At 66.0% G+C, this 294-nt stretch carries 1 pseudogene; it reads left to right on the forward strand.

The annotated features are described in order from the left end of the window. A pseudogene (locus EXE42_RS17645) lies at positions 1–294 on the forward strand (carbohydrate ABC transporter substrate-binding protein); the annotation flags it as partial.

The raw sequence follows: 294 nt of genomic DNA on the forward strand, positions 1-294 counted from the left end.
AACTGCCTGTTCTACAACACCTCGGTCGTCGAGGAGGCGGGGGTCGACCCCGACTCGCTGACGAGCGTCTCGGCGCTCATCGACGCGCTGGAGACGGTCCAGAGCGAGACCGACGCGATCCCGATGACCCACGGCGCGAGCGGTACCTGGACGACGACTCAGCTGTTCGCCTCGACGATGCTCGGGCAGGAAGGGTACGACGCGTACATGAGCTTCATCGACGGGAGCCCGGACGAGGCGGCCGTCCGCGCGACCTTCGAATCGCTCGCCGAGATCCTCGGGAACTACATCAAC

Origin of the sequence: Halorubrum sp. SP3, assembly GCF_005435195.1 — an archaeon.
Lineage (GTDB): Archaea > Halobacteriota > Halobacteria > Halobacteriales > Haloferacaceae > Halorubrum > Halorubrum sodomense.